Annotated in this window: 3 protein-coding genes and 1 pseudogene; all 4 read left to right on the top strand. The window is 65.0% G+C overall.

What is annotated here, in order from left to right; all coding sequences use genetic code 11:
- Window positions 1-97: pseudogene (locus ABJP42_RS00765) on the top strand (thiazole synthase); the annotation flags it as partial.
- Between the two features lie 14 nt (window positions 98-111).
- On the top strand, window positions 112-702 hold the full coding sequence (locus ABJP42_RS00760) for a thiamine phosphate synthase (protein WP_348337967.1): 591 nt from the start codon (window positions 112-114) through the stop codon (window positions 700-702).
- Complete coding sequence (locus tag ABJP42_RS00755) at window positions 702-1,679, top strand: ThiF family adenylyltransferase (protein ID WP_348337966.1); 978 nt, start codon at window positions 702-704, stop codon at window positions 1,677-1,679. Before ABJP42_RS00760 ends, ABJP42_RS00755 begins: the two co-directional genes overlap by 1 nt.
- Window positions 1,676-2,389 (top strand): bifunctional hydroxymethylpyrimidine kinase/phosphomethylpyrimidine kinase (gene thiD / locus ABJP42_RS00750; RefSeq protein ID WP_348337965.1); only part of this gene is annotated, 714 nt, incomplete at its 3' end. The genes ABJP42_RS00755 and thiD, both read left to right, overlap by 4 nt.

Genomic DNA, 2,389 nt, shown 5'->3' with positions numbered 1-2,389 from the left:
CGAGGCCGGTCAGGCCGGATACAGGGCCGACCCGATGCAGCGCCGCGACATGGCGGTGCCCTCGACCCCGGTTCTGGGACTGGCGGAACTGATATGAAGGAGCAGGACCTGATGGAACGGTTTTATCTGATTGTCGGCCATGTGGGCCGGGTAGAGCTACTTGTGCCCCAGGGGGCCAGACTGGTGCAGCTCAGGATCAAGGATGCGCCCGAGGCGGAGCTGCGCCGTCAGATCGCCCGCGCCCGTGATTTCTGTGCCGTGCATGGGGCGCAGCTGGTGGTCAATGATCACTGGCAACTGGCGCTGGAGCTGAACTGCAATTTTGTCCACCTTGGCCAGGAAGACATGGAAAGTGCCGATTTTGCCGCCCTGCGCCGCGCCGGGATCCGCTATGGGCTGTCGACCCATGATGAGGCAGAACTGGAACGCGCCCTGGGCCATGATCCGGCCTATGTGGCGCTGGGGCCGGTCTATCCGACCCTGCTGAAGAAAATGAAATGGGAACCGCAAGGGCTCGACCGGGTCAGCCGCTGGAAAGAGATCGCAGGCAAGACGCCTTTGGTGGCTATTGGCGGGCTCACCCCGGAACGGCTGCCCGGTGTCTTTGCCGCCGGGGCCGATAGCGCCGCGGTGGTGACGGATATCCAGCAAGCAGAGAACCCGGAGGCCCGCTGCCGACTTTGGGCAGAGGCCTGCAGCTGATGTCGCGCTATGCCCGCCAGATGGCACTGCCCGAGGTCGGCCCCGCAGGCCAGGACCGGTTGGGGCAATCGCATGTGCTTGTCATTGGCGCAGGCGGGCTGGGGGCGCCAGTGCTGCAATACCTCGCTGGTGCAGGGGTTGGGACAATCACCCTGCTGGACCCGGATGTGATCGAGGAAAGCAACCTGCACCGGCAGCCGCTGTTCTCCATGGCCGATCTAGGCCGCGCCAAAGTCACCGTTGCGGGCGAGCAATTGCTTGCCGCCAACCCGGAACTGATGCTGCATCTGCACCGCCTGGCGCTCACGGCTGAAAATGTGGCGCAGCTGCTTGAGCCGGTGGATCTGGTGGTGGATGCGGCGGATAGTTTTGCCACCTCCTACATCCTATCGGATGCCTGTCTGGACCTTGGCCTGCCGCTGATCTCGGCTTCGGTATTGGGCCAGCGCGGTTATGTGGGCGGCTTTTGCGGCGGTGCGCCTTCCCTGCGCGCCCTGTTTCCCGAGCTGCCAGACAGCGCTGCCAGCTGCGCCTCCGCCGGGGTCATGGGACCGGTTGTCGGGGTCATCGGATCCCTGCAGGCACAACTGGCGCTCAAAACCCTGTTACAACACAGCCCCTCGCCGCTGGGACGGCTGATGCAGATAGAGATGGCGGATCTGACCCTGAGCAGCTTTTGCTTTGAAGGCGCACCGGAACCGGGCCAACCTCTGCGCTTTACCGCGCCTGCGCTGATAGGCCCGCAGGATCAGGTGATCGATCTACGCCCTGTTGAGGAGGCGCCCAAACCCGCAACGGCCAATGCGCGACGTATCCTACCCGAAGATGTCACCTCTGCCAGGTTGAGCCCGGATCACCCGGTGGTTCTGTGTTGCCGCTCTGGGGTGCGGGCCTGGCGGGTGGCGCGCGACCTGCAGGCGCAGGACTTTGACCGCATTGAAATCCTCGCGCTGGGGACCCGGGGAGACAGCGCATGAGCCGCATTCTGGTCATTGCGGGCACCGATAGCAGCGGCGGTGCGGGCCTTAGCCGCGATATCGCCATGGCTGCCAGTATGGGCTGTTCCGTCTCCCCGGTGGTGACGGCGGTCACGGTGCAAACCAATGCCGCCCTGATTGCCAGCCACCCCGTGCCGCCAGAGATCATCGGCGCCCAGGTTCGCGCCGCCTTTGCCCCTGGCGGGGAGAGCCCCCGGGCCGTGAAGATCGGCATGATCGGCACCCCAGAGGCCGCCCGCCAGCTGGTGCAGGCGCTACCACAGGGCATACCCATTGTTCTGGACCCAGTGCTCAAGAGCTCCTCTGGCGGAGAGTTGATGACGGCAGAAACGCTTCGCCTCCTTCTGGAGCGGGTCACTTTGCTGACGCCAAATCTACAGGAAAGCGCCCGGCTCAGCGCCGCCTTTGCGCCGCCCGATATGAATGCTGCCCTGACGCAGCCCTCGACCGCTGAGCCCACACAGGACCCCGAGACCCTGCACTGGCAGGCCGATCAACTGCGGGCCACAGGGGTGCAGGCGGTGCTGATCAAAGGTGGTCACGGCAGGGGCACTGACAGCACCGATCATCTTTACGCATCTGCGGGGCATTCCAGCTTTGCCGCCCCGCGACTGCCGGTGGAGAAACGCGGTACCGGCTGTAGCCTCGCCACCGCCATTGCCTGCGCTCTGGCCCAGGGCAATTGCCTG

Source organism: Pseudophaeobacter sp. (assembly GCF_039971195.1).
GTDB lineage: Bacteria > Pseudomonadota > Alphaproteobacteria > Rhodobacterales > Rhodobacteraceae > Pseudophaeobacter.
This window is presented reverse-complemented; position numbering and strand designations above follow the sequence as displayed.